This is a genomic window from Streptosporangium sp. NPDC050284 (genome assembly GCF_044459525.1).
GTDB lineage: Bacteria > Actinomycetota > Actinomycetes > Streptosporangiales > Streptosporangiaceae > Streptosporangium.
On sequence record NZ_JBITIZ010000025.1, the window covers coordinates 38,236 to 60,224 of the forward strand.

The window sequence follows — 21,989 nt, forward strand, 5'->3', positions numbered from 1 at the left end:
CTGCCCGTCCGGCTGTCCGGCTGTCCGGCTGTCCGGCTGTCCGGCTGTCCGGCTGTCCGGCTGTCCGGCTGTCCGGCTGCCGATCATGACGGGTAGGCGTGGGTCTCCGTGGCCTTGACCGACGCCCAGATCCGCTGCCCGGGGATGAGGTCGAGATCCGCCACGGCGGCGGGGGTGACGTCCGCGGAGGCGGTGATGGGTCCCTCCAGGTGGATGCGGACGTTGTCGCCGTGCCGCTCGATACCCTCGATCGTGGCCTCCCAGAGATTGCGCGGGGTGCCGTCGGGACGGGTCCGGTAGAGCGCGACCGCGCCGGGCCGGAAGGCGACGAACGCGGGACCCTCCAGGTTCTCTGCGACGCTGAAACGCACCTCACCGACGCTGACCTGCCGTCCTGCGGCGAGTCCCCGGTAGAGGTTGAGGCCGACCAGACGGGCGACGTAGTCGGTGCGCGGGCGGCGGGCGACCTCGGCGGGGGCGCCGCGCTGCACGACGGCGCCGTTCTCGATGACGACCAGTTGGTCGGCGAGCACCATGGCGTCCAGCGGATCGTGGGTGACCAGGACGGTCGCGCCCTCGAAGTCGGCCAGGTGGCGGCGAAGCCGGGAGCGGATCTCCAGGCGGGTGTGGGCGTCGAGGGCGGCCAGCGGCTCATCCAGCAGCAACAGGCGGGGGCCGACGGCAAGGGCGCGGGCCAGTGCGACGCGCTGGGCCTGACCGCCCGACAGTTGCCGGGGTTTCGCCGCGGCGTACCCGGCCAGGCCGACGCGTTCCAGCCAGGCGGCGGCACCGCGCCGCGCCTCCGCTCTGGAGGCGCCGTGGCAACGAGGTCCGAAGGCGACGTTGTCCAGGACGGACAGGTGTGGGAAGAGCAGGTAGTCCTGGAAGACCATGCCGATCGGGCGACGTTCGGACGCCAGGGGGTGCAGTGCCTCGCCGTCCAGGAGGATCCGCCCGCCGGACAGGGCGGTGAGTCCGGCCAGCGCGCGCAGCGCGGTGGTCTTGCCCGCGCCGTTGGGACCGAGCAGGGCGACGACCTGGCCGGCGGCGACCTCCAGTTCGATGTCCAGGCGGAAGCGGGGCCGGGTGACGACGAGATGGGCGTCGAGGGTCACGGGCCGCTCACCCACCGGTCGCGCAGGCCGGCCAGGATGATCACCGAGACGGCGAGCAGGACGAGGCTGAGCACGATCGCGGCCTCGGGCTCGGTCTCCAGGGCGAGATACACGGCCAGCGGCATGGTCTGGGTCTGGCCGGGAAAGTTGCCGGCGAAGGTGATGGTGGCCCCGAACTCGCCCAGCGCGCGTGCCCAGCACAGCACGGCTCCCGCGACGATGCCCGGGACGATCAGGGGCAGGGTGACGCGACGGAAGATCACCCAGCGAGAGGCGCCCAGCGTCGCGGCGGCCTCCTCGAAACGCAGGTCGGCGGCGCGCAGCGCGCCCTCGACGCTGATGACCAGGAACGGCATGGCGACGAACGTCTCGGCGACGACGACCCCGGCCGTGGTGAACGGCAGAGTGATGCCGAAGGCGGAGTCCAGCCACTGACCGACCAGGCCGCGCCGTCCCAGCACGAGCAGCAGGGCGACCCCGCCGACCACCGGGGGCAGCACGAGGGGGACGGTGACCAGCGCCCGCACCAGGCGGCGGCCGGGGAAGTCGACACGGGCCAGCAGCCACGCCAGCGGCACACCGAGCAGCAGGCACACCAGCGTGGCCACGGTCGCGCTCACCAGCGACAGGCGCAGCGCCTCCAGCACCCGCGGCTCGCCCAGCCTCTCCACCAGGGTGGACCAGGGGGCGCGCATCAGCAGCCCGGCCAGCGGCAGCGTCAGGAAGACCATGCCCACCACGGCCGGCAGCACCAGCACCCAGGGCAGACGGCCCGCCACCGCGCCATCGCGCACGCCGTCGGACGGACCGCTCACGGCGCCGTCAACTCGTCGTACGGGCGTGGTCGGCGATCTCCACGACCACGTTGGTGGACTTGATCACGGCGACCGCCGTCACCCCCACCTCCAGGCCAAGCTCGTCGGCGGCCTGGCGGCTCATCAACGACACCACCCGGTACGGTCCCGCGGCGATCTCCACCTGGGCCATCACCGCGTCCTTGATCACTTCGGTCACGATCCCGCGAAAACGGTTTCTGGCCGAGGAGTGCCCCGTGCCTTCCTCGGACTCGATCTGGGCGCGCGCGAACGCCGCCAGGTCGACCCCCTCCACCGTCCGGTGGCCGTGCTCGTCCCGCCGGGCCGCGAGCCGTCCGGCGTCCACCCACCGGCGAACGGTGTCGGGGCTCACTCCCAGCAGTGCGGCGGCCTCGCTGATCCGAAACGTCGTCACGAACAATCACCATACCTTCGCATATTCATACCTAGAGCCCTCTCCCTCCTGGCATTCGCGCCGAGATTCGTCCTCCCGCCGTGGTTCGGGGCATCGGGCCGCGGTAAGTCCTCGAAGGCACATGAGCGTTTCCCTGCCGGGGACGACAGATCCCGTTGAGGCCCCAAGGCCAGTCGGTCGATGGGTCAGACCCTGGCGGGAAGCGCTCATCTACATCATCACTGTCAATCGAGGGCGACCTCGTAGTGGAGACCCGCGCCGAGGCTCAGCGCGAGCCTGCGGGCGAGCCCCGTGTTGCGGCGGTGGTCCAGCCGGTTGACGGCCATCTCCAGGGCCTTGCGCTCGCCGACGACGACCACCCACGACCGCGCCCGGGTGAGCAGGGTGTAGAGCAGCTTGCGGCGCAGCATGACACCCCCGGACTCGGTGACGAGCGGCGCGACCACGAAGGGATACTCGCTGCCCTGGGAACGATGGACGCTGATGGCGTACGTGTGGGTGAGCTCGTCGAGCTCGCCGAAGCCGTACTTCACGGTCTGCCCGTCGTCGGTGCGGATCTCGACGACCCTCTCCTCGGGGGTGATGGCGGTGACCGTACCGGTGTCGCCGTTGAAGACGCCCTTGTCGTAGTTGTTGCGGATCGGCATGACACGGTCGCCGACCCGGAAGGCGGAGGCGCCCGACCAGTGCTCGGCGACCCCCTCACGAGCGGGGTTGAGCCGTTCCTGGATCATCCTGCCGAGTTCGGCCGTCCCCGTCAGGCCCCTGCGCATCGGGCACAGGACCTGGACCTGGTCCGGGCTCACCCCCTGCTTGCGGGGGATCGCCACCGTCGCCAGGTGCAGCACCCGCTCGGCGACCTGCTCGGGGTCGTCGACCTCCTCGAACCAGAAGCCTCCCCCGCCGGGAGTCGCGGGCACCTCGCCCGCCCTCACCCGGCGGGCGGCCCGGATGATCCCGCTGCCCTCCGCCTGGCGGAAGACCCGGGTCAGGCGCATCCGCGCGATCGCCTCGACACGCAGCAGGTCGGCGAGCACGCTGCCGGGGGCGATGCTGGGAAGCTGGTCGCTGTCGCCCACGATCAACAGGTGGCTACCGGGCGATACGGCCGCGGTGAGGCGGGTGGCCAGGCTCAGGTCCAGCATGGACGCCTCGTCGACCACGATCAGGTCGGCCTGCGCGGGCGTCTGCTCGAACAGCGTGCCGCTGTCGGGCTCTGGCTGGTGGGCCAGCATCCGGTGCACGGTCATGGCGGGCAGGCCGGTGAGTTCCGACAGGCGCTTGGCCGCCTTACCGGTCGGCGCGGTGAGGGTCACCGTGCCGCCCATCGCCCTCACGGTCGCCGCGATGGTCTTGACGGTGTGGCTCTTCCCGCAGCCCGGACCGCCGGTGAGGATGGAGACGGTACTGGTGAGCGCCATGTTCACCGCCGCCCGCTGGTCCTCGTCCAGCCCGGGATCCTCCTGGAAGGTGCGCATGGGCAGCGTCGAGGGGGCCTCCCAGAGCCTGGTCAGCTGGGCGGCGAGCGTGAGCTCGCGGCTGTGGGTCTCCTTCAGATAGACCACGGCCGTCGCCTGGCCGTCGGGCGACGCCTCGACGACCACGCGTCGGTCGGCGACGAGGGCGTCGACCATCCGCGCGACGAGGTCGTGGTCCTGCTCGACGAGCTCCGCGGACTGGGCGATCAGCGCGATCAGGCGTACGTAACAGTGCCCGTCGCGGCTCGCCGCCGTCTCCAGCCTGTCCAGGATCGCCGCCTTGACCCGCTGCGGGCTGTCCTCCGCGACTCCGGAGCGCAGGGCGATCCTGTCCGCCGTGGTGAAGGCGATGCCCCTCACCTTGCCGATGAGCCGGTACGGGTCGGAGGTGAGCACCTCTCCCGAGTCGGCACCGAAGACCTGGTATATCTTCGCCGCGAGCAGCGGGCTGATCCCGAAGCCCTGCAGGACCACCATGAGCTCGGCGATCGCCTTCTGCTCCTGCCACGCGTCGGCGATCTGGGCCTGCCGCGCGGGACCGATGTTGACGACCTCGGTGAGCCGTCCTGGCTCGGTGTCGATGACCGTCAGCGTCGCCTCGCCGAAGTGGCTCACGATGGCGTGGGCGAGCCTCGGCCCGATGCCGCGGATCAGGCCGGAGCCCAGGTAGATGCGGATGGCCCGGACCGTGGCCGGAACCAGCCGCTCGCACGCGACGACCTCGAAGCGCCTGCCGTACCGCGGGTGCTCGCCCCACTCGCCGACGAGCCTGAGCGTCTCCCCCGGCTGGACCCCGCCCAGGGCCCGGCCGGAGGCGACGAAGCCGGGCATGCCCTCGGCGCTCATCCGCGCGATCGTGTACTCGTCCTCGCGGACGTACACCAGCTGCTCGACAGATGCCTCCACGGCAGAAAGTTACCCCCGTACCGGCTTCACCTCATCCTTCGCACATCAGACCAGCTCACCCGGTGTCCCCACAAGCCGTCGCCTGCCGCCCCGGGCCGCCGTCGTGGCGGCCCGGGGCGGCGATGGGCGGCGCCGGGCACGCCGGGACCACTGGATGTGACGTACGAATCGTCGGCGCGGACGAGCCACCGACGAAGGTGAGGGCCGGACCGCTACGCGCCAGGCTCACATGGTGCCCGCCGATGGAGGTGCTCCCCGAACGACCCGCGATCCGTCAGCTACCGATGGACCTGGGTCCCGGTCCGGGAGGCATCGGAGCCGGGTACGGAGGCCGCCCCGGTCCGGGAGGCATCGGAGCCAGGTGCGGAGGCCGCCCCGGTCCGGGAGGCATCGGGGCCGGGTACGGAGGCCGCGCACCCGGATACTGAGGCCACGGATACGGAGGCCGCGGGTAAGGATACGGGTACGGTGGCCGCGGATATGGATACGGGGGGCGCCAGCCAGGATACGGTGGCCGCCAGCCGGGGTAGGGGGGACGCCAGCCCGGATACGGAGGCGGGTATCCGACCGGGTTACCGGGGTAGCCACCCGGGTAACCCGACACGGGCACGCAGTCGTACTGCGGGCACGGCGTGGTGAAGCACTGCTTGGGCGAGGGGACGCAGACGCGGCCCGGACCGCAGTAGACCCCCGCGCACGGCGACCCCGGACTACACGTACCGGCCGTCTGCGCGGCGGCGACCGACCGGGCCGCCGAAGCGGCCGGCGCCACCTCCGCCCAGGCCCTGGTCGCGATGGCGGGTGATCCGGCCGCCGCGACCGCGACCAGGATCGGGATCAGTTTTCGAAGCATTTTTCCCCCAGATGTCATGATCGGTTATGACTCTCCGACGATGCTGACACCGGCCTTACCTGCTAACGGCAAACTGGATCCCAGCAAGTCGGATGGCTTGTCGGGAGTCGGATTTCGACGCTGTCGCACCGATGGAAATCCATTGGTTTCACCCTTTTCCACACTCATCGCTCCGGGGTGAAGTCCGCTCACAGGTCATGGCAGGAGGCCGACGTCGCCCCGAGCCGGCGCCACGGGCGATCAGGCCTCCTCGGGAATCGGACGGCCCGCGACCCTTGACGTTAACTTGAAGCGGTGGAGTGATTACCCACAGTGATTATGGTGCATGAGGTCACATGCCAATCAACCCTCAGCACCCACGGGAGCACCCCATGCACACCCGCACCACCGCGACGGCGCTGGCCGCATTCGGCCTTCTCGCCACCCTGACCACCGTCGGCGCCACCGCCACCACCGCCGTCGCCGCCACCGCCCCGGCCCCCTGCGCGCAGGAGCAGCTCGCGCTGATGAACGCCGAGGACGCCCTTAGCAACGTCGACGCCCTACCGGAGGTCAAGGCCGCCCACACCGCCCTGATGAAGGCCGGTGCCGCCGCGAACATCGACCAGCTCTCCCAGAAGGCGGCCCTGCAGCAGCTCGGGGTCAAGGCTCCGGCGTTGGACCCCGCCGCGAAGAAGATGGTGGAGGCATACAACGCCGCCGGGGCCAAGTACGTGCAGGTGCGCGACGCGGCCCTCATGAAGGTCGCGCCGAAGCGTCAGGACTCCAGGGACACGCTCAAGAAGTGCCTCGTCGCCCACTCGTGAGCCCGGCACTCGTGAACCCGACCGGGTGAACCCGAGCGAGCGAAACGGACCGGGTGAACCCGAGCGAGTGAAACGGACCGGGTGAACCCGAGCGAGTGAAACGGACCGGGTGAACCCGAGCGAGTGAAACGGACCGGAGTCCCCGAGGCCACGACCGGGGCGACACGCCCCCGGCGATCGGGGACTCCGACCGGATCCGCGCGGAAGGCAGCGCTCGACGACAGCTCGACGACAGCTCCGACGACGACCCAACACGAAAGGCCGCGCTCGACGACGACCGCCCGGCGGTTTCCGAAGGCGGTTCCTTAAGACATCACCCCTCCGCGTGGACCGGCGTGGAGCGGACGTAGCGGGCCGCGAGGGCCCGCATGTGCTCGACAAGCTCCGGGGGCTCGGTGACCTCGAAGTCCAGATCGAGCATGCCGAGATACACGGCGATCACGTGCAGGCTGTCCGCACCGGTGTTCAGCACGCAGGTGTGCTCGTCCACGGCCTCCACCACGCCGACCGCGGGGTTGACGCGCTCGGTCACCACATCGGCGGGCGCGTGGACGACGACCCGTGCCCGGTGGCGCCAGGCCGCCGCCGAGACCCCGCGCGCGACGTACGCGGCCGCGCCGCCCTCCGGCGGCTCGCGGGGCGGGAAGCGCGGGCCGGTGGGAGTGCGCGGTTCGACGCGATCCATCCGGAAGGTGCGCCAGTCCTGACGGTCGACGTCCCATGCGACGAGATACCAGCGGCGTCCCCACGCCACGAGCCGATGTGGTTCGACGATCCGTACACTGGCCGATCCGTCGTGGGCGCGGTAGTCGAACCGCACCCGTTCCCCGTCGCGGCAGGCGGCGGCGAGCACGGTCAGCACCTCCGGATCGACCACCGGGCCCGGGCTGTCCGCGGGCACGGGTTCGACGTAGGTCTGCAACGCGTTGACCCGGTGGCGCAGCCGGGAGGGGAGCACCTGCTCAAGCTTGGCGAGAGCGCGCACCGACGTCTCCTCGATGCCGGCGACGGTGCCACCGGCGGCGGTCCGCAGCCCGACCGCCACGGCGACCACCTCCTCGTCGTCGAGCAGGAGCGGCGGCATGACGGTCCCCGCGCCCAGGCGGTAGCCCCCGTCGGTGCCCCGCGTCGCGTTCACGGGATATCCGAGCTCGCGCAGCCGGTCGACGTCGCGGCGCACGGTCCGCTCGCTCACGCCCAGCCGCTCGGCGAGGGCCGCGCCGGGCCAGTCCTTCCTGGCCTGCAACAACGACAGCAGGCGCAGCAACCGCGCCGAGGTTTCCAGCATGTCCCCAACCCTGCCAGCACTTCAGGACAGAAGCTGACCGGAAGGGTCCGTAGTGTTCCGATCATGAGCGAAAACGCCGAGATCAAGCCCTTCCGCATCGACGTCCCGCAGGCCAGGCTGGACGATCTCCACGACCGGCTCGATCGCACCCTCTGGCCCGACGAGCTGCCGGGCGCCGGCTGGGACTACGGCGTCCCCGTGGAGTACGTGAGGAATCTGGCCGAATACTGGCGCCACGAGTACGACTGGCGAGCCCGCGAGGCCGAGATCAACCGGCACCCGCAGTTCACCACCGAGATCGACGGGCAGAACATCCACTTCCTGCACGTCCGCTCGCGACACGAGAACGCCCTGCCGCTGATCCTCACGCACGGCTGGCCCGGCTCGATCGTGGAGTACCTGAAGCTCATCGAGCCGCTCACCGACCCCGAGGACCCGGCGCAGGCGTTCCACGTGGTCATCCCCTCGCTGCCCGGCTTCGGCTTCTCCGGCCCCACCAGGGAGAAGGGCTGGAACCGGTACCGCATCGCCAGGGCGTGGGCGGAGCTGATGCGGCGACTGGGCTACGACCGCTACGGCGCCGTCGGCAACGACGGCGGCTCGCTCATCTCCCCCGAGGTCGGGCGGATCGACCCCGAACACGTCGTCGGCGTGCACGTCACCCAGCTCTTCTCCTTCCCCTCCGGTGATCCGGCCGAGTTCGAGAGGATCACCCCGGAGGACCAGAAGGCCCTGGAGGTGCTGCAGGAGTTCTACGACACCAAGATGTCGTTCAACACCCTGCACTCGCAGCAGCCGCAGACCCTGTCATACGCGATCTTCGATTCGCCCGCCGGGCTGCTCGGCTGGAACTCACAGCTGTTGGGCGACAGCGTCGACGCCGACTTCGTCCTGACCAACACGATGCTCTACTGGCTGACCGGCACCGCGACGTCGGCCACCCGGCTCTACTACGAGGACGCGCGCGCCGAACACCCCACCGAGCCCACGAAGGCGCCGACCGGCCTCGCGATGTTCGACGGTGACTTCGTGTCCATGCGCACGTTCGCCGAGCGCGACCACACGAACATCGTGCACTGGAAGTCGTACGACCGCGGCGGCCACTACGCCGCTCACATCGTGCCCGACGTACTCGCCGAAGACCTGCGCACCTTCTACGACGGGCTGCGCTGACCCCCGCTCCGCCGCCGGCCATCTCGCCATGACGCCGCCGTCGCCGACCGGTCCGCTCGCGGGAGCCGGTGACGGCGAACCGGAAGCGACGCTCACGGGCTCTCCCCGAAGCGAAGAACCGGATCGTCGAAGGAGGACGCGCTCATCCTGGAGGCCGGGGCTCGCGCGAGCCAGACCCCGCCGATCCCTACCCCGGCGGGGTGAGGCGCGGGTCGCCGGCCGCGCGCATACTCGGTTGCATGAACAAGCACGGCCATCTCGCCGACTTCCTGCAGACACGCCGGGGCCAACTGCGGCCAGAGGACGTCGGGCTGCGGACCTACGGCGAGCGGCGCCGGGTTCCCGGGCTGCGGCGGGAGGAGCTCGCGATGCTCGCGGGCATCAGCGCGCCCTACTACACGCGTCTGGAGCAGGGCCAGTCACACAACGCCTCGCGCGAGGTGCTCGACGCCATAGCGAACGCCCTGCGACTGGACGAGTCCGAACGTGCCCATCTGCACGCCCTGGCCCGCGTACCGAGACGGGGCGGACTCTCGGGCCGGCCGCGTACCGAACGCGTCACCCCGGCGACCGGCGCTCTGCTGGCGGCCCTCGGGAGCACACCCGCGATCGTGATCGGCCGCCGCAGTGATGTCCTGGCCTGGAACCGCGAGGGCCACGGGCTGTTCGCCGGCCATCTCGACCGGGACGGCCCGAACGTCCCCGGCCGGCGGCCGAACATGGCCAGGCTGGTGTTCCTCGACGCGCACACCCGTGACCTGTACGCCGACTGGCCCGCCAAGGCCAGGGCCGTGGTGGGCAACCTGCGCCTGACGGCCGGGCGATATCCAGACGATCCGCTGCTGGCCGAGCTGATCGGCGAGCTGACCATGCGCAGTCCTGAGTTCGCCGCGATGTGGGCCGACCACCGGGTCCTGGCCTGTGATGTCGCCGACTACGAGATGCGCCATCCGCTGGTCGGGACGTTGACGGTCACCCAGCAGACGCTGCAGAGCCCGCAGGGAAACGGCCCGGCCCTGGTGGTGGCCACAGCCGACCCCGGCTCCCCCTCGGCGACGGCTCTGACCCTGCTCTCCCAGGCCATCGCACCGCGAGAGACGACACAGGAAACGACACCGGAAGCGACCCGGCCGCGCCTCGGCGCGGAGACCCGTACCATCTGACCCGAGCCCCTCCATCGGCCGAGGAGGCCGGGCGCGTCCGGGTGTGTCTGTGGGCGTCCGGGTGCGTCCGGTCGCAGCGCGTGTCCACCACGCCCTCCCTCCACCGTGCCGCCCCCGTCGAGGGCCGGCCTCGCGCTCGACGACCCGGTGGCACGATCCGTAGCGCCTCCCTGCCGCCCCTGTCTCCGGCCGCCCCCGTGCCCGCCGGTCGGCGGCACGATCACGACCTCCATCCGAACCCCCTCTCGACCACGGCGCCGCGCCGCGGCTGCCGCATGCCGGAAAACAGTGAAGGAACCATGTCCAAGCGAAGCATCAAGATCACCATGTCGGCCCTTCTCATGGCCGCGGCCACCATGACCGCGACCGCGCCGGCCAACGCGACGTCTCCCAAGGGACCGCTGACGGACGTGCGGATCGCCACCCACTTCGACCTGTCGGCGGGCCAGATGCCGGAGAACATCGCCCTGCTGCCCGACGGCACGGCGAACATCACCTTCGCCGCCAGCCGCCAGGTGGCCCAGGTCACCCCCCGGGGCAAGACGCGCATCCTGGCGACACTGCCCGCGCCCGCCGACGGCGGGATCAACACGCCGATCCTCGGCTTCCCCCTGGCCACCGGCATCGCCCACACCTCGGACGGCACCGTGTACGTGCTGTACGCGACTGGCACGGCCGACCTGACGGGGCTGTGGCGGCTGCGCCACGGCCAGACCCCTCGGCGTATCGCCGCGCTGCCCGCGAACGGCCTGCCCAACGGGCTGGCACTGGACGGGAAGGGCGAGCGGCTCTACATCACCGACTCGGTGCTCGGCACCGTGTGGACCGTCCCCGTCACCGGCGGCACACCCACCGCCTGGTCCACCGCTCCCGAACTCGCCTCCACCGGTTTCCTCGGGGCAAACGGCGTGAAGGTACGCGGCGGCGCCCTGTGGGTGACCAACCTCGACCGGGGCACCCTCCTGCGCATTCCGATCCGCCCAGGAAACCGGGCGGGAAAGCCACAGGTCAAGGCATCGGGCCTGGCCGGTATCGATGATTTCGCCTTCACCGGTCGCGGCGACGAGATCCTCGCGGCTCTCAACGCCCCCAGCACGGTCGTGCGCATCCAGCCCGACGGCACCAGCACCACCGTTCTGGACACCGGCGACGGACTCCAAAACCCCACCTCCGTCGCACTGCGCGGCAATGACGTATACGTCCTCAGCGCCGCCTACACCACGGCCACCGACCCCAACCTGCTGCGCGCACACCTGCGCAAGCACCCGTAAACCCCGCCGCGGTACGAATACCCGGGCATGGTCACGGCCACCGTGACCATGCCCACCTGCCAGGGGGTACGGCCCGCCACGGTACGGGTACCGGGGCACGCATCATGGACGACGCCACTCCCGGCGACATAGAGGCCCCCAGGTCGGGGCGACGAGCGGACCGGTCCCGTCATCGGCGGCCGGTCCTTCGTCATGCTCACGGCCGACCACCTCGCGGACGGCGGCTACGCGGGGGCCGGCGACAGGCGGGGCGTCGAACCGCGCAGGCGGGCGGCGTCCTCGCTCGGCGGCACGCCGAACTGGCGGCGGTACTCACGGCTGAACTGTGACGGGCTGTCGTAACCGACGCTGTGACCGACGCCGGTGACGTCGTTGGGACGTGTGGCGAGCAGGAGCCTGGCCTCCTGCAACCGGATCTGCTTCTGGAACTGGATGGGGCTCATCGCGGTGCCCCGGCGATCGCCGCCCAGGTGCTGATCTGTCCCATGCTCGACCACCGCAACGTCACCACCTCCAGCCGTCAGTACTCCGGCGGGCACGGCGTCTGGACCCGCGAGATGAACGAGTACGGGTGGCGGTCGGTTCTCGGCGACCTCACCGGCCAGGAGGTGCCCGGTTACGTCTCACCCGCGATGGCCGACGACCTCTCGGGCCTGCCCACCTACATCGACGCCGGCACCGCCGAGGTCTTCCGCGACGAGGACGTCGACTACGCCACCAGGATCTGGGCGGCCGGGGGCCAGGCGGAACTCCACATCTGGGCGGGAGGCTTCCACGGCTTCGACGCGCTGTATCCGCAGGTACGCCTCTCGGCCGCGGCACGCCGGACGCGCGACGACTGGCTCATCCGGGTCATGAGCCCGGACCATGCCCCGAAGGCATGACCTCAGACCATGAGCCAGACCATGAGCCAGGTCATGAGCCCGGATTCCGGCACGTGGGCGCCGCCCCGGCCGATGTCCCCGTCCAGGGACGACCTCGGGCCAGGTGTCCGGAGAACGGGGAGGAAACCCGCCGCCCGCCCCCGTCGCCCACGACGCCCACGACGCCCACGACGCCCACGACGCCCACGACGAACGAGAAGACCGAGAAGACCGACGCCGTACGCAACCGTGAGGCCCGCGCGCTCGAAGAGTGGGTCAGCGAGAACCCGGCGCGGCTCGCAACACGTCAAGCTCCTCGTTCATCGCGTCAAGGAAGGCGGCCACGGTGCGCAGTTCCTCCGGGCTGAAACGCCGCAGGACCTTGTCCGTGCTGTGGCCGAGCGGGCGGAAGAAGACCGCGGCGAACTCCTGCGCCGCGTCGAGGTAGTGCAGATGAACCACGCGCCGGTCGTGCACGTCGCGAACCCTGCGGATGTGCCCGGCCCGTTCCAGCCTGTCGAGGCACGCGGTGACGGCCCCCGAGGTGAGGTTCAGCTGCTCCGCCAGCCGGCTCGGGGTGATCGGCGACGAAGCGTCGAAGATCTTCATCAGGGCCTGGACGTCGGTGGGGTGCAGCCCGTGCTGGTGGGCGAACTCGTGGGCGATGCGGTTGAACTCGGCGGTCATCCTTCGCAGTCGCATCGCGAAGGCCAGCCGGTCGATGCCCTCCCCGCTGTCGCCGCTCATGACGCCATGCTACATTAACTCAACTATTGAGATACTCGATGATTGAGTTATAGTATGTCACGGAAAGGTGATGTCATGGGGCGGCGACCGATCCGCTGGCTTGTGCCGGCGCTGCTGGTGCTGGTCTGGCTGGCCATCGGCGGAGGGCTGGGGCCGTTCGCCGGCAAGCTCACCGAGGTGTCCACCAACGACCAGGCCGCTTTCCTGCCCGAGAGCGCGGAGTCGACACGCGTCCTGGAAGCGCAGGAGAGGTTCCGTCAGGACGAGACGCAGCCGCTCATCGTGGTGTGGACCGCGAACGGCGGCGACATCACCCCCGAGCAGAACACCGCGGCGACCCAGGCGCTCGCCTCGCTGCGCGGCACGGACGGCGTCGTCGGGACGCCCACGCCCTCCATCCCCTCCGAGGACGGCCAGGCGCTGCAGGGCGTGGTCCAGCTCAGCCCCGACCTCGACACCTCGCTCAGAGAGGTCCTGGACCAAGTGGGCTCGGCGGTGGCCGTCGACGGCCTGCGGGCTCAGCTCGCGGGACCCGCGGCGAGCCGGGCCGACCTGTCCGACGCCTTCGCCGGGATCGACGGCCTGCTTCTCGGAGTGGCGCTCACCACCGTTCTGATCATCCTGCTCGCGGTGTACCGCAGCGTTCTGCTACCTCTCGTCATCATCGGCGGCGCGATCTTCGCGCTCGGCCTGGCATGCGCCGTGGTGTACTTCCTCGCCGACCGCGACATCGTCCGGGTCGACGGTCAGGTGCAGGGCATCCTGTTCATCCTGGTCATCGGCGCGGCCACCGACTACGCGTTGCTGCTCACCGCCCGCTTCAGCGAGGAACTGGCCGCGACCGGCGACCGCTTCACCGCGGGCCGCGTCGCGCTGCGGCGCTCGTTCGAGCCGATCGTCGCCAGTGCCGCCACGGTGGCCCTCGCCCTGCTCGCGCTGCTGCTCAGCGGCCTGACCAACAACCGCGCGCTCGGCCCGGTGGGCGCCATCGGCATCGCGTGCGCCGCCCTCAGCGCGCTCACCTTCCTGCCCGCGGCCCTCGTCCTGCTGGGCCGCGCCGCCCTGTGGCCGTCGAAGCCGCGTACGGCCGACAGCGCGGCACACGGGATCTGGCACCGGGTGGCCGCCGTGGTCGACCGCCATCCGCGCCGGCTCTGGATCGCCACCATCCTGCCTCTCATCGCCCTCGCCCTCTTCGCGCCGCAGCTGAGCGCGAGGGGTGTGCCGCTGGACGAGACCTTCGTGAACGACGCCCCGTCGGTGGCGGCACAGGCGGCGCTGAGCGAGCACTTCCCCGGAGGCTCCGGGCAGCCCGCGGTCATCGTCGCCCCCGCGGAGCGTGCCTCGGCCGTGGAGGAGACGGCACGCGGCGTCGAGGGCGTGTCCGAGGCCGCGGCGGTGTCCCAGAGCGGACGGCCGGGTGACGCGCCCAAGACCGTCGACGGGCTCGTGCTGGTGGAGGCGACGTTGAACGACGCCCCGGACAGCGACGCCGCCCAGGACACGGTCAAGCGCCTGCGCGCCGCCTTCGCCTCCGAGAACGACGTCCTGATCGGCGGTTTCAGCGCCCAGCGGTACGACACGACGGAGACCGCGAAGAACGACACGCTGCTCATCATCCCGGTCGTCCTGGTGATCATCCTGCTCATCCTCGTCGTCCTGCTGCGCTCGCTGATGACCCCCGTGCTCCTGGTGGCCACCGTCGCACTGAACTTCCTCGCCACCCTCGGCGTCTCCACGCTGGTCTTCACGCACGTGTTCGGATTCACCGACGGCGACGCGTCCGTGCCGCTGTACGGCTTCGTCTTCCTGGTCGCGCTGGGGGTGGACTACAACATCTTCCTCATGTCCAGGGTGCGCGAGGAGACCGTGCACCACGGGGCGCGAGAGGGTTTGCTGCGCGGGCTCGTCACCACCGGCGGAGTGATCACTTCGGCGGGCGTCGTGCTCGCCGCCACCTTCGCCGCGCTCGTGGTGATCCCCCTCACCTTCCTCGTACAGCTCGCCTTCATCGTCGCCTTCGGCGTCCTGCTCGACACCCTGGTGGTGCGCTCCCTGCTCGTCCCCGCGCTGGTACGTGAGCTGGGCGCGCGGGCCTGGTGGCCCAGCCGCCTGGGCAGGACCGACGCGCCGCAGACGTCCCCGGAACTGACCGAGGCGTCGAGGTGACCCATGCCCGGGACATTCGTGATCCCAGGTGCGGCAGGGCACGGGGGAGGCGGTCCGGCCGTCGCGGTGGCCATCCGCGAGGACGTACGAGCGATCGTCAAGGTCTGCGGATGGGAGCCGCGCCGATCCAGCGGTGATAGGCGTGCATGTCGACGTTGCCGCCGCACACGATGGTGGCCACGTGCCGGCCCGCGAAACGGTCACGGTCTTCGAGGATCGCCGCGACGCCGAGCGCGGCCGACGGTTCGACGACCAGGCCGGCGTGGTCGAGGAGCATCCGCATACCGGCGATGATCGACGACTCCCGGACGAGGACGGCGTCGTCGGCGACGAGGAGGAGGTCGTCCAGGACCTCGGGGATGGGACGCCGACCGGCGACGCCGTCGGCGATGGTGTCGGTCGAGTCGGTGGTGACGACGCGCCGTTGGCGCCACGAGTGTGTCATCGCCGGTGCGCCCAGCGGCTGGACGCAGATCACCTCGACTCCGGGTGCGAGGGCTTTCATCACATGCCCCACACCGGTCGCCAGCGCCCCGCCGCCGAGAGCGATCAGGACGGCGTCGAACGACGGCGCGGTGTTCACCAGTTCCAGGCCGATTGTCGCCGCGCCCTCACAGGTCTCGACGTCCAGGCTGTCCTCGACCAGCCGGATGCCGTCGTGGCGCGCGATGGCCACGGCCCGCTCGCGCGCCATGTCGAAGTCGCCGTCCACCAGCTCCAGTCTCGCGCCCAACGCGCGGATGCGATCCAGCTTGACCGCGGGCGCGAAACGGGAGGCCACGACGGTGACGTCGAGCCCTCTGCCGCGCCCGGACCAGGCGAGGGCCTGGCCGAGGTTGCCCGCGCTGGCGCACACCGCCGCCCGCGGGCCGTCGTCGGCGAGCCGGCTCGCGATCACCTCGGTGCCGCGGGCCTTGAAGCTGCGGACCGGGTTCGCCGTTTCCAGCTTGACGCTCACCGCGCATCCGAGGCCGGGCTCCAGCGCCTCGCAGCGGTACAGCGGGGTGTCGAGAAAAACCGGGTCGATCACCTGGCGAGCCGCCCGAATCCGAGCGGTGTCGAGACGGGTCTCCTGCACGACACGGCAGCGTAGCGTCACCGGCGCCCTTCCGTACACGGGCCGCCTCGGTGGCCGAGAGGTTCGTCCATGTCGACCACGACGCCCAGACCCGCACCGAGAAGGCGAGCCGCACCTCTCCGGACGTGAACGCCCTCCATGCGACACGGCGGGCTCGGTCTTGTACCGAGCCCGCCGCGCCGACTTCATCGGGTCCTGCTCACGTGCCGTGACGCCGCTCCCCCGGTTCCGAGGAGCTCACGTGCCGGGTGGTGTCAGGGTCTCCCGAGCATCGCGTCCTAGCTGCTCCACCTCTGGGTGGACTGGCCGTTGCAGCTCGCGATGGTCACACCGGAGGTGTTGCCGGTGCCGGTGACGCTGAGGCACAGGTTGTTGGCGACACTGGTGACGGTGCCGTTGGAGTTACGGTTCCACTGCTGGTTGTTGCCGCTGTGGCAGTCGTACAGCTGGACGCGGGCGCCGGAGCCCGCACCGGTCGGGGAGTCCAGGCACTTGCCGAGGATCTGAAGCTGCCTGCCGGAGGTGTAGGTGAACTGCTGGTTGGGGTTGGTGTGGCAGTCGTAGATCTGCAGCTGGGTGCCGTTGGCGGTGGCGCTGTTCGGCGAGTCCACACACCTTCCTGCCGCTTCGTTACGCAGCCGGAACGAGGTGCCCGGCGGGGGCGTGACCGTCGGGGTCACCGTCGGGGTGGGGTTCGGGTTGGGGTTCGCGGCGTTGAGTGCGTTCAGCACGGAGGTGTAGGCGGCCTTCTTGTTGCCGTTGCCGTCGAAGAGCAGCGGGCTGGTGTTGGCGCCCAGCCAGGAGTCGCTGTCTCGCACACCCCACACGGTGATGCCGGTGCAGCGCGCCACGGCCAGGCAGTCGTTGACCACCGCGGCGTAGGTCTGGGCCGAGCCGCCCTGGATGTCCAGCTCGGTGATCTGCACGTCCACACCCAGCGCCGCGAAGCTCTGAATGGTGGTGCGGTAGTTGCTGTTGTAGGCGCTTTGGCTGTTGAAGTGCGACTGCAGGCCCACACAGTCGATCGGGACGCCGCGCGCCTTGAAGTCACGGACCATGTTGTAGACGCCCTGCGTCTTGGCCCAGCTCCAGTTGTCGATGTTGTAGTCGTTGTAGCAGAGCTTGGCGGCCGGGTCCGCGGCCCGCGCGGTACGGAAGGCGACCTCGATCCAGTCGTTGCCGGTGCGCTGCAGGTTGGAGTCACGCCGCCCACCGGAGTTACCGTCGGCGAAGGCCTCGTTCACCACGTCCCAGGCGTAGATCTTGCCCTTGTAGTGGTTCATCACACCGTTGATGTGATTGATCATCGCCTGACGCAGCGCGCTGCCCGACATCCTCTCCATCCAGCCCGGCTGCTGGGAGTGCCAGGCCAGCGTGTGCCCGCGCACCCGCTTGCCGTTCTGCACCGCCCAGTTGTAGATGCGATCGCCACTGCTGAAGTTGAACTGGTTCTGGTTCGGCTCGGTGGCGTTGATCTTCATCTCGTTCTCGGCCGTGATCATGTCGAACTCACGGTTCGCGATCGTGGTGTACTGCGAGTCACCAAGCCTGCCCGCGGCGATCGCGGCGCCGAAGTATCGCCCGCTCTGCTGGGCCGCCGCGCCGAGCGTGGTCGCCGCGGCACTCGCGGAGCTCGAAGCGCCGGCCGAACCCGGCACCGTCACCGCCGCGAACGTGCCGAGCACGAGGGTGCCGAGGGCACCGGCGACCAGGGTCCGGCGGAGACCACCGAGAGGTCGCCGGGTTCCGGGCGGGGGAATGGCATTTGTGCCCATAACTGAGCCTCCATATTTTGGTCATGGAAAGCGGGGAAAACGGGGGACATCCCATGGACCGACGCCGCGCCCCTCGCCGGGGAACGCACACCACTGAGGCGTCGCGGACGACGGTCCCTGCCGCGCACCACCGACCGGCAGGAAGACCGTCTCGGGGACTCAGTCTGGAAACGTTTACGAAATATGTCAAGGTCCCCAAGAAACTTTCGGTTAACCTGTACGACACCGGTGCGACGGACGTGCTCCGACCCTCCTGAAGGCCACGCTGCCGGTCACCCGAGCCACGACATCGTCGATGAAACTTTCACCTCCGCACCTTCTTGGACCAGGTACGGCCGCCCACGAGATGTCGAACAGGCTGGTGCGCCTCACCTTCCTCCCGGCCCGGCACGCGCGGGGTTCTTGACAGCCCCTCCTGCCTAAGGTTTGCTTCCCTCCACCACCACAACCCGCTCGAAAGAGAAGAAAGCACGATCGAAAGGCGAAAAGTTAGCGTTAACAACGCCAGGGAATCGCCTGAAGGCGGGCCCTTTTCACCATCCACAAGGACCCGCCGTCGCTCTCGTGGGGTTACTCGTCAGGCAGCAGATATCGCCAGGAGAGCAGGAAGAGTGTTCCCGATCCGGTCTTGAAGAGTGACCGCTCGTACTGCTGCCCGGCAGGCACCGCCTTGACGATCGCGCTCACCGCCGCCCCCTCGACGTCCTTCTGCCAAACCGGGTCCACCGTGCCCGAAGGCTCCGGGACCCCCGCGGGCCACGGCGCCGGCTTTCCCTCCGCCGACGCGGCCGCTTCGACGACCATTCGGACGCGGGTGGCGACGTAGTCGGTGCCCGCAGCCGCCCGGGTCGCCAGGTCTTCCATCAGCTTCTTCGCGTCCGAGAGCGCCCTCGGGTAGAAGTCCGCGACCTGCTCCAGGGCCGGGACCCGGACCTGGAGCATCTTTCCGTCCTTCCCCCGTACCCCGAAGACGGTGGTCGGCACGTCCGTCACCGTCGGCGCACCCGACCTCGGCTCCGCGGTCGGCGGTTGCCCGGTCAGGTACGTCTCCATCGACGCGACTGTCTCGTCCCTTTCCGCATCGGTGAGCTTCAACTGCTTGCTCGCGTCAACGACCACCAGGCCGTCGCTGTACAGCACCACCCTTGGCGGACGCAGCACGTTCGTGGTCGGGGTCACGAACCCGCCTTCCGCGCCCCACAGGGCGACCGGCTTCGCCGGCCCGCCGTCAGCCGCGACGGCCGACATATCCGATTCCGCTCCTCCGCATGCCGTGGTCAGTGACAACAGCGCGACGAGCAGGGCCGTTCGTAGTCTCATGCCCCACAAACGTACGCTTCCTTCAAGTGGTTCAGCCGGTGTCGTTCGAGGTCAGGCGGATCCAGGTACCGTCGGTGCCTGCCCTGGCGATCGGTCGAGAGGCGCCAGGCGGAAGACGGGGTGGTCCTCGGGGTCCGGGAAGCGGTCGAGGAGGCGGCGCACCTGTCCGGTTCCCCAGCGGGCCCGGTAGGCGGCGAGGACCTCCTCACGTGAATCGCCGACCACTTCCACGGCCCGGTACCGGTCTCGGCGGCCGCGCCGGCTGACGGTGCAGTGGCCGGCGGCACGGAGGTTGCGCACCCATTCCGTTCGGCCCCGCACCGACACCAGGTAGCGCGCGTCGGCGAGCTCGACGACGTGCACGGGAACCCGTTGGAGGGCGCCCGTGGTGCGCCCTGGAACGCGCAGGGTGCTGGCCGCCCCCAGCCAACGGACGAGCGGATTGATCACATGGACCATCAACCGGTCCGGCCGCTGATAGTCCGATGTCATGCGATCTCCTCTCGGGATCGTGCCCGGTGTCCCGGACACGTCGGCAGCGTCGAAGCACTCACCACGACACCCACCCCTCGTCGTTGAAGTCGAACAGGCCGCCGATGGGTCCGCCAGGTCCGAGCGTGGCGGGCCGTACCGCGATCACGACCCCTGGGCGGCGATGCGGTTGCCGCTCTCGTCGGTCATGACTCGATCTCACCAATCCGGCCGTGATCGGGCCAACACCGATCGCACTCCCAACCGATACCCTGCCGGTATGGATCCGTTGGAAGTCCGCGAACTGCGCTACTTCATCGCCGTGGCCGAAGAGCTTCACTTCGGCCGGGCGGCCGAGCGCGTCGGCATCGCCCAGCCGCCGCTGTCTCGCGCGATCCAACGACTCGAACGCCGCCTCGGCGTCACGCTGCTGGAACGCAGCAGCCGTTCGGTCCGGCTCACAACGGCCGGTGAGACCCTGCTGGACGAAGGCCGGACGGCGCTCGCCGCGATGGCGCGCGCCGCGCGGTCCGCGCAACGGGCCGGCGAGCCGGAACCTCGGCTGATCATGGCGATGAAGGCGGCCGGCGACGGCGGCCTCCTGTCCGAGCTGCTCGCCACATATCGCGCCCGGTACGCCGACGTCCACGTCGACGTGCACATCTGCGGCCCCGGAGAGCAGGCGAGCCTGCTACGCGACGGCCACGCCGACGTGGCGTTCATGCACAGTCCCCAGCGGGACTTCGCCGGGCTCGACACCGTGGACCTGCTCGTCGAGCACCAGGTCGCGGTGATGCCCCGGCATCACCGTCTGGCCGGGCGAGACCGTCTGTCCATGGCCGACCTGGCCGGCGAGACGATGCCCGTCTGGCCCGGCGCGCGGTCCGCCGACGCGGCAGGCCCGCGGATCCGGGACACCGGTCAACTCGCCCAGCTCATCACCTGGGGCCACGTCGTGGCGCTGCTGCCCGAGTCCGTCCGCGACCACCTGCCCCGCAGTCTGGTGTGCACGCCGGTTCCCGACGCCTCCACCACCACGCTGATGCTCGCCTGGCCGGCAGGCAGCCGATCGCCGAAACTCGCCGCGTTCGTCCACGCCGCGACCACCGTGGCACGTCGGGTGAAGCCCGTGGGGTCTCTCGATCCGTAATCGTCCATGACGAGACCGAAGAGCCGACCCCGCGACCGCGGTGAGCGGGCGGGGCGAGCGGTCGCGGTCAGAAACGGGGGTCGGGGCCGGTGGAGCCGCGGACGACCAGGGTGGTGGGCAGGAGGCGCGAAGGAGGGGTGACGTCTTCGTTGATCATCGTGATGACCGCCGCGGCCGCCGCCGTACCGAAACCCGCCTTGTCCTGGGCGAGCGTCGTCAGCCCCGGCGGCACCAGCGCGGCGAGCTCGATGTCGTCGAACCCGACCAGCGCGATGTCCTCGGGCACCTTCAACCCCGCCTCGGTCACGGCCCGCAGCGCGCCGATCGCCATCTCGTCACCCGCGGCGAACACCGCGTCGGGCGGCTCCTCCAGCTCCAGCAGGGCGCGCATCGCGGCGTACCCGCTCGACAGGTAGAAGTCGCCCTCGACGACGAGCTCGGGGCGGTGCGCCAGGCCGAGCGCGGCCAGCTCCTCCAGGTAGCCGCGCAGCCGCTCCGCGCCCGGCCTCGTGCGGGTCGGGCCGGTGATGGTGGCGATGACCCGGCGCCCGGTCGCGTGCAGGTGACGGACCGCCTCGCGTGCCCCGGCCGCGTTGTCCGAGGTCACGTAGGTGGTCCGCGGCCCCCGGATGGGCCGGTCGAGGGAGACGCACGGCACCTCCGACGCCGCCAGCGGCTGGAGCGAGGGGTCGTCCCTGCCGTTGTCGATGAAGACCACGCCGTCGAGGTTGTGCCTGCGCACGGCGCGGAGAAAGTCCTCGGGCGTGCCGTCCTCGCTGGTGGCGAGCATGAGCAGGTGGTAACCACGCTCGCTCAGCGCGGTCTTCAGCCCGATGAGGATCTCTTGGAAGAACGGGTGCCGCCAGCCGGGACGGCGGTGGTCGGTGTCCCAGATCAGGCCGACCATGCGGGACCTCTTGGTGGCCAGGGTGCGGGCCGACTCGTTGGGCAGGTATCCGATGCGCGCCGCGGTGCTGAGAATGAGCTCGCGGGTCTGTGCGTTCACCACCTCGGGGTTGTTGAAAACGCGGGAGACAGTCGCCGACGACACCCCGCAAAGGCGCGCCAGCTCTCGAATCGTTGCCACGGGCGTACGTTATCGCATCTCGCTGAAACCGGTTTCATGTAACCGG

General features: G+C 70.3%; 19 protein-coding genes. 7 read left to right on the forward strand and 12 right to left on the reverse strand.

What is annotated here, in order from left to right:
• Positions 1-83: 83 nt before the first annotated feature.
• The 4 genes from ACIBH4_RS36505 to ACIBH4_RS36520 form a co-directional block, all read right to left on the reverse strand.
• Complete coding sequence (locus ACIBH4_RS36505) at positions 84-1,115, reverse strand: ABC transporter ATP-binding protein (RefSeq protein ID WP_362510749.1); 1,032 nt, start codon at positions 1,113-1,115, stop codon at positions 84-86.
• Positions 1,112-1,846, reverse strand: a complete 735-nt coding sequence (locus ACIBH4_RS36510) for an ABC transporter permease (protein WP_362510877.1) — start codon at positions 1,844-1,846, stop codon at positions 1,112-1,114. The genes ACIBH4_RS36505 and ACIBH4_RS36510 overlap by 4 nt, the downstream gene beginning before the upstream one ends.
• Positions 1,847-1,937: 91 nt before the next feature.
• A complete protein-coding gene (locus tag ACIBH4_RS36515; protein ID WP_362510746.1) occupies positions 1,938-2,345 on the reverse strand; it encodes a helix-turn-helix transcriptional regulator in 408 nt (135 codons plus the stop codon).
• Between the two features lie 224 nt (positions 2,346-2,569).
• Positions 2,570-4,729: an ATP-dependent RecD-like DNA helicase gene (locus tag ACIBH4_RS36520; protein WP_362510743.1), complete on the reverse strand. Its 2,160-nt coding sequence runs from the start codon at positions 4,727-4,729 to the stop codon at positions 2,570-2,572.
• Between the two features lie 1,188 nt (positions 4,730-5,917).
• Between ACIBH4_RS36520 and ACIBH4_RS36525 the strand changes: the two genes are divergently transcribed.
• The gene (locus tag ACIBH4_RS36525) at positions 5,918-6,388 is read left to right on the forward strand and encodes a hypothetical protein (RefSeq protein WP_362510741.1); all 471 of its coding nucleotides are present in this window, start codon (positions 5,918-5,920) and stop codon (positions 6,386-6,388) included.
• A gap of 313 nt (positions 6,389-6,701) precedes the next feature.
• Here the strand turns inward: ACIBH4_RS36525 and ACIBH4_RS36530 are convergent, their stop codons facing one another.
• Positions 6,702-7,676, reverse strand: a complete 975-nt coding sequence (locus ACIBH4_RS36530; protein WP_362769534.1) for a YafY family protein — start codon at positions 7,674-7,676, stop codon at positions 6,702-6,704.
• Positions 7,677-7,739: 63 nt separating this feature from the next.
• Here ACIBH4_RS36530 and ACIBH4_RS36535 point away from each other — a divergent pair, with 63 nt between their 5' ends.
• The 3 genes from ACIBH4_RS36535 to ACIBH4_RS36545 all read left to right on the forward strand — a co-directional run bounded on the left by ACIBH4_RS36535 (position 7,740) and on the right by ACIBH4_RS36545 (position 11,283).
• The gene (locus tag ACIBH4_RS36535) at positions 7,740-8,849 is read left to right on the forward strand and encodes an epoxide hydrolase family protein (RefSeq protein WP_362510736.1); all 1,110 of its coding nucleotides are present in this window, start codon (positions 7,740-7,742) and stop codon (positions 8,847-8,849) included.
• A 239-nt stretch (positions 8,850-9,088) separates the two neighbouring features.
• Positions 9,089-10,012: a helix-turn-helix transcriptional regulator gene (locus ACIBH4_RS36540; RefSeq protein ID WP_362769532.1), complete on the forward strand. Its 924-nt coding sequence runs from the start codon at positions 9,089-9,091 to the stop codon at positions 10,010-10,012.
• Positions 10,013-10,311: 299 nt separating this feature from the next.
• The gene (locus ACIBH4_RS36545) at positions 10,312-11,283 is read left to right on the forward strand and encodes a hypothetical protein (RefSeq protein ID WP_362510730.1); all 972 of its coding nucleotides are present in this window, start codon (positions 10,312-10,314) and stop codon (positions 11,281-11,283) included.
• Positions 11,284-11,507: 224 nt separating this feature from the next.
• Here the strand turns inward: ACIBH4_RS36545 and ACIBH4_RS36550 are convergent, their stop codons facing one another.
• Positions 11,508-11,726: a helix-turn-helix transcriptional regulator gene (locus tag ACIBH4_RS36550; RefSeq protein WP_362769530.1), complete on the reverse strand. Its 219-nt coding sequence runs from the start codon at positions 11,724-11,726 to the stop codon at positions 11,508-11,510.
• 27 nt (positions 11,727-11,753) lie between these two features.
• Here ACIBH4_RS36550 and ACIBH4_RS36555 point away from each other — a divergent pair, with 27 nt between their 5' ends.
• Positions 11,754-12,167: an alpha/beta hydrolase fold domain-containing protein gene (locus tag ACIBH4_RS36555; RefSeq protein WP_362510724.1), complete on the forward strand. Its 414-nt coding sequence runs from the start codon at positions 11,754-11,756 to the stop codon at positions 12,165-12,167.
• Between the two features lie 255 nt (positions 12,168-12,422).
• Here the strand turns inward: ACIBH4_RS36555 and ACIBH4_RS36560 are convergent, their stop codons facing one another.
• Positions 12,423-12,893 (reverse strand): MarR family transcriptional regulator, encoded by a 471-nt coding sequence (locus ACIBH4_RS36560; RefSeq protein ID WP_362769528.1) that lies wholly within the window; start codon positions 12,891-12,893, stop codon positions 12,423-12,425.
• Between the two features lie 75 nt (positions 12,894-12,968).
• On the opposite strand from ACIBH4_RS36560, the gene ACIBH4_RS36565 reads away from it, so the two are divergent.
• Positions 12,969-15,062 (forward strand): MMPL family transporter, encoded by a 2,094-nt coding sequence (locus ACIBH4_RS36565; protein ID WP_362769526.1) that lies wholly within the window; start codon positions 12,969-12,971, stop codon positions 15,060-15,062.
• Positions 15,063-15,159: 97 nt separating this feature from the next.
• Here the strand turns inward: ACIBH4_RS36565 and ACIBH4_RS36570 are convergent, their stop codons facing one another.
• The 4 genes from ACIBH4_RS36570 to ACIBH4_RS36585 form a co-directional block, all read right to left on the reverse strand.
• Complete coding sequence (locus ACIBH4_RS36570) at positions 15,160-16,140, reverse strand: pyridoxal-phosphate dependent enzyme (protein ID WP_362510715.1); 981 nt, start codon at positions 16,138-16,140, stop codon at positions 15,160-15,162.
• A gap of 278 nt (positions 16,141-16,418) precedes the next feature.
• The gene (locus tag ACIBH4_RS36575; RefSeq protein ID WP_364232295.1) at positions 16,419-17,915 is read right to left on the reverse strand and encodes an endo-1,4-beta-xylanase; all 1,497 of its coding nucleotides are present in this window, start codon (positions 17,913-17,915) and stop codon (positions 16,419-16,421) included.
• A 570-nt stretch (positions 17,916-18,485) separates the two neighbouring features.
• Positions 18,486-19,235: a hypothetical protein gene (locus tag ACIBH4_RS36580; RefSeq protein WP_362510709.1), complete on the reverse strand. Its 750-nt coding sequence runs from the start codon at positions 19,233-19,235 to the stop codon at positions 18,486-18,488.
• A 51-nt stretch (positions 19,236-19,286) separates the two neighbouring features.
• Positions 19,287-19,727 (reverse strand): nitroreductase/quinone reductase family protein, encoded by a 441-nt coding sequence (locus ACIBH4_RS36585; RefSeq protein ID WP_362510706.1) that lies wholly within the window; start codon positions 19,725-19,727, stop codon positions 19,287-19,289.
• Positions 19,728-19,986: 259 nt separating this feature from the next.
• On the opposite strand from ACIBH4_RS36585, the gene ACIBH4_RS36590 reads away from it, so the two are divergent.
• Positions 19,987-20,856: a LysR substrate-binding domain-containing protein gene (locus tag ACIBH4_RS36590; RefSeq protein ID WP_362510703.1), complete on the forward strand. Its 870-nt coding sequence runs from the start codon at positions 19,987-19,989 to the stop codon at positions 20,854-20,856.
• A gap of 67 nt (positions 20,857-20,923) precedes the next feature.
• On the opposite strand, the gene ACIBH4_RS36595 is transcribed toward ACIBH4_RS36590, so the two are convergent.
• Complete coding sequence (locus tag ACIBH4_RS36595; RefSeq protein ID WP_362510700.1) at positions 20,924-21,943, reverse strand: LacI family DNA-binding transcriptional regulator; 1,020 nt, start codon at positions 21,941-21,943, stop codon at positions 20,924-20,926.
• Positions 21,944-21,989 lie beyond the last annotated feature (46 nt).

What these genes read in the sequence shown, in the direction of transcription:
- ACIBH4_RS36510 (WP_362510877.1), bottom strand. Translation starts at nt 1,846, where the DNA reads ATGGTCTTCCTGACGCTGCCGCTGGCCGGGCTGCTGATGCGCGCCCCC.
- ACIBH4_RS36525 (WP_362510741.1), top strand. Translation starts at nt 5,918, where the DNA reads ATGCCAATCAACCCTCAGCACCCACGGGAGCACCCCATGCACACCCGC.
- ACIBH4_RS36530 (WP_362769534.1), bottom strand. Translation starts at nt 7,676, where the DNA reads ATGCTGGAAACCTCGGCGCGGTTGCTGCGCCTGCTGTCGTTGTTGCAG.
- ACIBH4_RS36535 (WP_362510736.1), top strand. Translation starts at nt 7,740, where the DNA reads ATGAGCGAAAACGCCGAGATCAAGCCCTTCCGCATCGACGTCCCGCAG.
- ACIBH4_RS36540 (WP_362769532.1), top strand. Translation starts at nt 9,089, where the DNA reads ATGAACAAGCACGGCCATCTCGCCGACTTCCTGCAGACACGCCGGGGC.
- ACIBH4_RS36545 (WP_362510730.1), top strand. Translation starts at nt 10,312, where the DNA reads ATGTCCAAGCGAAGCATCAAGATCACCATGTCGGCCCTTCTCATGGCC.
- ACIBH4_RS36550 (WP_362769530.1), bottom strand. Translation starts at nt 11,726, where the DNA reads ATGAGCCCCATCCAGTTCCAGAAGCAGATCCGGTTGCAGGAGGCCAGG.
- ACIBH4_RS36560 (WP_362769528.1), bottom strand. Translation starts at nt 12,893, where the DNA reads ATGAGCGGCGACAGCGGGGAGGGCATCGACCGGCTGGCCTTCGCGATG.
- ACIBH4_RS36565 (WP_362769526.1), top strand. Translation starts at nt 12,969, where the DNA reads ATGGGGCGGCGACCGATCCGCTGGCTTGTGCCGGCGCTGCTGGTGCTG.
- ACIBH4_RS36575 (WP_364232295.1), bottom strand. Translation starts at nt 17,915, where the DNA reads ATGGGCACAAATGCCATTCCCCCGCCCGGAACCCGGCGACCTCTCGGT.
- ACIBH4_RS36580 (WP_362510709.1), bottom strand. Translation starts at nt 19,235, where the DNA reads ATGAGACTACGAACGGCCCTGCTCGTCGCGCTGTTGTCACTGACCACG.
- ACIBH4_RS36585 (WP_362510706.1), bottom strand. Translation starts at nt 19,727, where the DNA reads ATGACATCGGACTATCAGCGGCCGGACCGGTTGATGGTCCATGTGATC.
- ACIBH4_RS36590 (WP_362510703.1), top strand. Translation starts at nt 19,987, where the DNA reads ATGGATCCGTTGGAAGTCCGCGAACTGCGCTACTTCATCGCCGTGGCC.